We start from the raw sequence: 7,672 nt of genomic DNA, 5'->3' as shown, positions 1-7,672 counted from the left end.
CAGTCGTACCGCCAGCTGGTTATCCCCGCCGGGCCGGATATACGGCGTAAGATCCAGGCGGAAAGAGTTATAACCGTAAGGCCATCCTCCCACCAAATGGCCGTTCATCCACACCATTGCATAAGACATCGCGCCATCTATGTCCAGGTAAATATGTTTCCCGTTATCAGCTGCCGGGATATCCAGTTTCCTGCGGTACCAGGCTACGCCCTGCACCGGCAGCCGGCCCATTCCCCCTCCTACTATGGCGTTGGCTTCGTGGTAAAACGGTCCTGCTATGGCCCAGTCGTGTGGCAGATCAACAGCATCCCATGCCTGGTCATTGAAGTTGTTTTGCACGAAAGGGAAATCAGCGCCCGGGTTGCCTTGCGGGCGCCGGTGATGTTTGGCCGGATCCGCAATAAAATCATTACAGGAAGGCAGTATCCAATCCTTTAACACATCTGCCGATGTTTTTACCGCTACAGATTCGGTGGGCTTGCTATCGGCTACTACGTTATCATTGCGGTCGGTCACTTCAGGACGCACATCATACACCAGGTGATCGGGATCTGAATGATAGCGGAAAAATTTCCAGCCATTATTGATACTGATGCGCTCCCGGACCATTGATGCTCCGCGAGTTATTTTGTCCGCTGCCGGGCGGGTGCTCCTGCAACTAACTGCTGATAGTAAACCAAACAAAAACATATAAGCAATACCGCGAAACACAAAGCGGAATAAAGTAACAGGCATGTATCCAGGTTTATGCACTTAAAATAATTGATTAATTATAGCCAGGGTTTTGTTCCAGCACAGCGCCTCTGTTTCTTTCGATCTCTCCCTGGGGGATAGCCCATAAATTAAAGCGGGGCTCCATATTCACGCCGTAAAAAGGATTATACTTCTTAACACGTTCATACAGTTTTCCCATACGCATCAACGTTAGCATTCTCTTCTCTTCCACACCCAGTTCCCTTAATCTTTCATCGAGGATATAATCGATAGTAACATTTCCTGCCAGCACCGGTGAGGCATTGGCCCTGGCGCGCACCACATTGATATCTGTTGCCGCTGCACCGGTATTGCCCAAGCCAAGGTAAGCTTCTGCCCTCAGTAAATAAGTTTCCGCCAACCGGAAAATATACTGGTCGGCATATGTACCACCTGCCGTAGCTTTTAACTCATACTTTTTGATGGGATCGGTAGATGCGGGGTTCACGTATAATCCAGCCGGGTGATTGAAAGGCGTGGTAGCCTTCGACTGGTAAGGATAAAACACCCTGGAAGGAAATGTGATACCGGCACCGGGGGGAGGGTTTTGTGTAGAAATTACCTGACCGAAGAAGGGGCTTGCAGGATTTGTGGCCACCACTTCCCTTACGAAATTATGATTCGCATTCCGGATATCATTATTGAAATCACTTTTCCATACTTCGTCTGCAAAATGCCGGGAGGGCTGTAGAAATCCAACGCCCCTGCCGCCGGTATAATCGCCAATGGGCCATTGAAACAAGGCCACGCCGTTCACCCGCATATCACGGTAGAGTGGCACATGAACACGTTCCATCTGGTAGTTGCCTGCCATTGCTGTAGATACGGCAGACCCGCCCTGCACATCTGTTTCCAGCTGCACCACCCAAATGCCTTCTGTATTACCGGCGCCTTTCCTGTTTCGATTTTTTGCCTGGAACAGGTCCCAGTATACGTCTCCGGGCGTAACTGTTGAACGGGAGCCAAACCGGTTTTTCATCAGGTCGGTGGCCGGATCGTCAATTACTGCGGATGCAGCAGTTACTGCATTCTGGAACTGGCCTGCTGCCAGATATACTTCCGCCAGCAGGTGTTGCGCCGCACGATTGGATATTTCTCCATCTTTCACTGCTGTGATGCCGGGCAGTTTATCTGCGGCAAATTGCAGGTCGGCAATAATTTGTGCTAACACTTCTTCTTTCTTTGCCCGCACAAAATCAGTTTTCTCTCCTACCACCTCGTTGAGTACCAGCGGTACTCCTCCATATAAATACACCAGTGTACGGTAACCAAATGCCCGGAAGAACTTTCCTTTTGCTTCAAACAGCACCTTATCGGCATCTGATAACTGTGAAGCGGGAATACGGTCGATGATAGTATTCGCTTCGGCTACAATTTTATACAGCTGGTTCCAGTGATTGTTGGTAAGTGTTCCATTGGGACCAAATTCAGCAGAAAGGTTAGGATTACTACCTACTGATACTTCAACGGCCATATCTGTACGATACAGATACTGCATCGGCTGCCAGTCGCTGGATGTATAAAACTCACTCCTGACAAGGCCATACAGGTTATTGACAGACGCATCAAAATCTTCTGCTGTTTTGAATGCATTGGAAGTACTGAGAAACGACAGCGCTTTTTCATCCAGGAAGTCGTGCCGGCAGGAGGTCACGGGCGAACAAAGCAACAATATGAGTGAAACCCGGTATAATGTCTTCATAAAAATATTTTTACAACGTGGTGTTTAATAAACGATATTCAGTCCTACGGTAAAGCCTCTTAATACCGGCCTTCCGCCGATGATCAATCCCATCGGGTTACCGTCGTTATCAACGGCTTCAGGATCCCATCCTTCCCATTTGGTCCAGGTGTAAAGGTTTTTGCCGCTTACATACAGGTTGATCGACTGTGCTTTGAATTTCTTCAGCAAACTGGCAAGGTCATAGGAAAGCGACACATCCTGGAGTCTTACAAAGCTCCTGTCCTGGTACATATTAGGTTCAATCTTCGCGCGGGAGCCGGAAATGTTTCTCGGGTATTTACCATTTGGATTAGAAGGCGACCAGAAGTCGATTCCCCGGAGATTATTTACCCGGATGCTGTTATCTTCCCGGAAAAACGAGGGGTTATTATTGCCGAGGTAACCGTCTTTACCGCCCTGAACCGAATTAACAAATAAGCTGAGTGTGAAAGCCTTCCAGTTAAAGGTTTGGAATAAGCTCATGCGGTATGCGGGTTCTTTGCGGCCAAGGAAAACCCTGTCGTTCTGCTGTGTGATATCGTTGTCCTTATTCTGGTCCACAATCCTTACAGATCCCACCGGGAAGCCCGGGATTCGGGTGTCGCCAAGCTGGTAAATACCATCCAGTTTATAATCATATATTGCCTGGATGGATTTGCCGATAAACAATGAACTGGATACCAGGTCATCTTCTTTTCCATCTCCGTTTGCGTCTACGCCGGTAAGTGTAATGATCTTATTATTGTTGGCGGAGAAATTGAAGGTGGCAGCCCATTTGAAATCCTTCTTATCGATAACGTTATAAGTTAAAGATGTTTCGAAGCCGGCGTTGCGGATCTGGCCAAGGTTGGTAGTGATGCTGCTGAAACCTGTTGCACCGGGAATAGCCACGCTATAGAGCAGGTCATAAGTATTGTTGCGGTAATAATCCAGCGTACCGGTAAGCCGGCTGTTGGCGGCAGCGAAGTCGATACCCACATTCATGCCCCTGGTGCGTTCCCATTTCAGGTTATCATTTCCCAGGGAAGAAACCTGCTGACCGAAAGCCGTGGTACCGCCATCACCGAATACATAAGCCGCACTGGTGGTAACCCGTGCAATGGAGGTGTAGCGAGAGGTTTGGTTCCCGGTTACACCATAACCTGCACGCAGTTTAAGATAGTTAAGCGGCGTTATTCCTTTCATAAAATTCTCTTCCGACATTACCCAGCCCAGTGCCAGTACCGGGAAGGTGCCGTACTTATTATTCTTTGCAAACCCTGAAAAGCCATCACGGCGTACAATGGCGGTAAGCAGGTATTTATCCCTGAACTTATAATTTACACGGGCCATCTGGTAAGCGAGGTGTTCTTCCCATGCGCCCGACTGTGCAAACTGGTTGGTGCCCTGGGAAAGATTATTGTAGCTGAGCGTAAGGCGCGGAAATCCTCTTGCTTCGGAAAATGTGCTGTCGGACCTTCTTCCTACTGCGCCATACAATACAGTGGCGGTGATATCATGATGACCAAATGTTTTGGAATAAGTAAGGATATTATCAAAGGTATAATCATAATAATCCTGAAATTCTTTGTAGGCCCTGCCTGTCTGCCCCGCATCATAAACACTGGAAAAGAAGTGTTTCGACAGGCGGTAGTTGTTACCGAAGTTCATCCGGTAATTGAGTCCTTTCAGGAAAGGGAAATCTATATCGGTATATATATTGGCAAAGTAGTAGCTGGTTCTGTCGTAGTCGTCCACGTCGTAGGTAGTAAACGGATTTGGTTCCAGCGTATTCATGGGAAACGGGATCAGTTTACCGGTGGCGTCGTATGGAACAATTAATGGCGTCATGCGCTGCAGGCTGCCGAAAGAGGGTTCCGCGCCATCCTGGTTAATAAATGCTGCAGAAGAAACCAGGCCTACTTTCCACCAGGTCAGCGGTCTTGTTTCAATATTTGCGCGGATAGATTTTCTTTTGAACTTATCATTTATGATAAAGCCTTTCTGATCTACCAGGCTACCGGACAGCAGGTAGCTAACGCGATCGCCGCCGCCGGAGATGCTCAGGTTAGTTTCCGCGATGGTACCGGTGTTGGTGCCTTCGCCAAACCAGTCGTAATTATTAGGCAGGAGTTTGCCTTGTCCGTCGCGGATACTGTTATCCGCCACGTCTTCAATTTTGAAATCGGGATTAGGCGTCGTATAATCCGGCGCCAGGTATGCCTTATCGTAAAATGCTTCTTTTAAATAATTAAGATACCCTTCACGATCGTATGGTTTCAGGTTGCCGATGGTCGGGTACTGGCTGGTATAGGAAGTAGAAAAAGCGATGCGTGGTTTCTGGTTGATCTTTCCTTTCCGGGAGGTGATCAGGATAACGCCGTTAGACGCCTGTGCCCCGTATACTGCCGTAGAGCTGGCATCTTTCAGCACATCTATAGAAGCAATATCATCCGGGTTAATGTAGGAAAGGGAGCCGGTGTACTGGATACCGTCGAAGATCATCAGTACATTCTGGTTACCATTGAGTGTTACACGTCCGCGGATGGAGATGGGCGGGGTGCCGCCGGCAACAGTAGATATGCCTACGTTCAGTCCGGGTACTGTTCCCTGGAGATACTGGCCGATATTAGTGTTGGGCGCCTGCCGCAACGATTCAAGGTTTACGCTGGCCACGGCACCGGTCAGGTCTTTTTTCTTTTGCGTTCCATATCCAACCACTACTACTTCACCGATGTCTGTTGTTGCGGGCAGCAGCTGTACATTGATAGTAGTGTTATCGCCTACCGTAATTTCTTTATTGGCATATCCGATGCTTGTGAAGATAAGTACTGCGCCGCCGGGTACAGTAATAGAAAACTCCCCGCCGGCTTTCGTGGTCTGTCCTTTGTTGGTACCTTTTATTATTACCGATGCGCCGGGAATTGGATCACCGGCTTCTGTGGTAACACGGCCCCTTATCGTTTTATCCTGGGCAAATGAGCCGGTTGGTCGGGATAAAAAACAGGTGGTAAAAAGGGCAATGGTCAATATCCGGCTAACAGAAAGCCTGACAATGCCCGTTTTGTTTTTTTGTTTTTCAGTTTTTTTCATAACGATTAGTGTCTTTTGGACAATTATAAAAATGGAAATAGGAGGTCGGACCGATACTATTGCTTCCTTGAGTTTAAGCTATCAATCAGTCGATATATGTTGGCGGCTCGCCTTAACAATAAAAGATGCTACAGTTGGCTAGCCGGATAAGGGAATACCTGGATGGCAGTTAAGTTGTTTCATAACGGGAGTTTTATTCAGAATTTTGATTGATAACAGCGGGTCATAACCCGCCCTTGCGAAACGAATATAAGAAAAATCCGGAGTTACGTAACCGATTGCATTTTTTTATTCAAAAAAAGTTCATTTTCTTTGATGAACAAGTAGCACTAAAATGTCTGAAGACCGGGAAGTAACGATATACGATATAGCCAGATACCTGAATGTTTCGGCTGCCACCGTGAGCAGGGGATTGAAAAACAATCCCATGATCAGCAAAAACACCCGGAAAAAGATCTCTGAAGCCGCCAAAACACTTGGTTATCAATCCAATACATTTGCCAGCAGTTTAAGGAGCAGACATACCCATACCCTGGGCGTGTTGGTGCCCCGCCTTAACAGCCACTTCATGTCGTCTGTATTGGCCGGTATGGAAAATGCCGCCAACAGGCATGGTTACAACCTTATTATAGCGCAATCGCTGGAAGATGTGGAGAAAGAGAAGCGTAATGCTGCTACAATGTTTAATAAGAGAGTAGACGGGTTACTCATCTCCCTCTCCTATAATACAACCGACATCCATCACCTGGAACCGTTTTTCAAGCGGAAGATCCCCGTTGTTTTTTTCGACCGTATTTATCCGCATGAGGAAAGCACTTCCGTTGGTATCAATAACTTTGAGGCGGCCTATAATATTACCAGGCACCTGATAGAGCAGGGTTGCCGGCGGATCATGCATCTTGGAGGTAACCTGTTGCGGAATGTGTACCAGGAGCGGCTGAACGGCTACCGGCAAGCCCTCCGCGACCATCACCTGCCGGTTTCGGAAAAACTGTACCTGACAAGCACGCTTTCAGAACAGGCCGGAGCCGAAGCTGCCAGGTATATCCTGGATCTGCCCCCGGGAGAGCGGCCGGATGCCGTTTTCTCTGCCAATGATACCGCCGCCGTGTATTGCATGCTTGCGCTCAAAGGAGCGGGACTCCGGATCCCCGAGGATATTGCCTTTGCCGGTTTCAACAATGACCCCATCAGCCGGGTGATTGAGCCCAATCTCACTACCATGGACTATTCGGGCGATAGCATCGGCAATACCGCCGCCACCTATTTAATCAATCATCTTAAAGGGATCAGTAACCTGTATACCACCGATGCCATTACCCTGCGGGCGGATATGGTGATCAGGGCCTCTTCCCTGAAAAAGAAATTGCGGAAATAAGTTTTTTTGAGATATTTACGCAACCGATTGCGAAAAAGTGCATAAAATATATGAAAAAGACCACGTTATTGATTTTATGCCTGTACTGCTTCCTTATAACAAAAGGAGAAAACGGGTATGAGCTCTGGTTGAGATATAAGCCCGTTAGCAATAAAGCGCAGCTTGCATCCTATCGTGAAAACATTACCGGCATCATAACAGACGGCTCCTCCGCTACTATGAAAATTGTAAGGGAAGAGTTGTATGCAGGTTTGTCCGGTTTACTTCAAACTAAAATAGATACCAATACCTCCGTGCCCCGCAACGGCGCCATCATTGCAGGTACTCCCCACACCTCTTTACTGATCCGCAATGCAAGGCTAACCACAGAACTGAAAAGCGCAGGTGAGGAAGGATTCGTTATTATCTCCAAAATAATTAACGGCAAACAGTGTACACTTATCAGCGGCAATACCGAACAGGGCGTACTTTACGGCGCGTTTCATTTCCTGCGTCTCCTGCAAACTGCACAGCCCATCCGGCAACTGCATATCATCTCCTCGCCCAAGATCCGTTTACGTATGCTGGATCACTGGGACAACCCCGACAGAACGGTTGAAAGAGGTTACGCCGGTTTCTCTATATGGAACTGGCATACGCTTCCTTCGTATATTGATCAGCGTTATATTGATTATGCCAGGGCAAATGCCTCCATCGGCATCAATGGCGTAGTGATCACTAACGTAAACGCCAACGCCGTTATCCTT

At 47.9% G+C, this 7,672-nt stretch carries 5 protein-coding genes; 2 read left to right on the top strand and 3 right to left on the bottom strand.

Features of this window, described 5'->3' with window-relative positions; all coding sequences use genetic code 11:
• The 3 genes from VN105_RS03685 to VN105_RS03675 all read right to left on the bottom strand — a co-directional run.
• Nucleotides 1-735 (bottom strand): sugar-binding domain-containing protein (locus VN105_RS03685; RefSeq protein ID WP_325638044.1); only part of this gene is annotated, 735 nt, incomplete at its 3' end.
• Between the two features lie 31 nt (nt 736-766).
• Entirely contained in the window at nt 767-2,455 is a 1,689-nt protein-coding gene (locus VN105_RS03680) for a RagB/SusD family nutrient uptake outer membrane protein (RefSeq protein ID WP_325638042.1), read from the bottom strand.
• 24 nt (nt 2,456-2,479) lie between these two features.
• On the bottom strand, nt 2,480-5,548 hold the full coding sequence (locus tag VN105_RS03675; RefSeq protein ID WP_325638040.1) for a TonB-dependent receptor: 3,069 nt from the start codon (nt 5,546-5,548) through the stop codon (nt 2,480-2,482).
• 334 nt (nt 5,549-5,882) lie between these two features.
• Here VN105_RS03675 and VN105_RS03670 point away from each other — a divergent pair, with 334 nt between their 5' ends.
• Both VN105_RS03670 and VN105_RS03665 read left to right on the top strand, forming a co-directional pair.
• Nucleotides 5,883-6,926, top strand: a complete 1,044-nt coding sequence (locus VN105_RS03670) for a LacI family DNA-binding transcriptional regulator (protein ID WP_325638038.1) — start codon at nt 5,883-5,885, stop codon at nt 6,924-6,926.
• A gap of 50 nt (nt 6,927-6,976) precedes the next feature.
• The coding region (locus tag VN105_RS03665) for an alpha-glucuronidase family glycosyl hydrolase (RefSeq protein ID WP_325638036.1) at nt 6,977-7,672 on the top strand (696 nt) is incomplete at its 3' end.

Origin of the sequence: Chitinophaga sp., from assembly GCF_035564935.1 — a bacterium.
Classification (GTDB): Bacteria; Bacteroidota; Bacteroidia; order Chitinophagales; family Chitinophagaceae; genus Chitinophaga.
Note: the sequence above shows the minus strand (reverse complement) of the source record. Positions and strands in the feature narration are given on the sequence as shown.

Excerpts from the sequence above, each read along its gene's own strand:
- VN105_RS03680 (WP_325638042.1), bottom strand. The coding sequence starts at position 2,455 with ATGAAGACATTATACCGGGTTTCACTCATATTGTTGCTTTGTTCGCCC.
- VN105_RS03675 (WP_325638040.1), bottom strand. The coding sequence starts at position 5,548 with ATGAAAAAAACTGAAAAACAAAAAAACAAAACGGGCATTGTCAGGCTT.
- VN105_RS03670 (WP_325638038.1), top strand. The coding sequence starts at position 5,883 with ATGTCTGAAGACCGGGAAGTAACGATATACGATATAGCCAGATACCTG.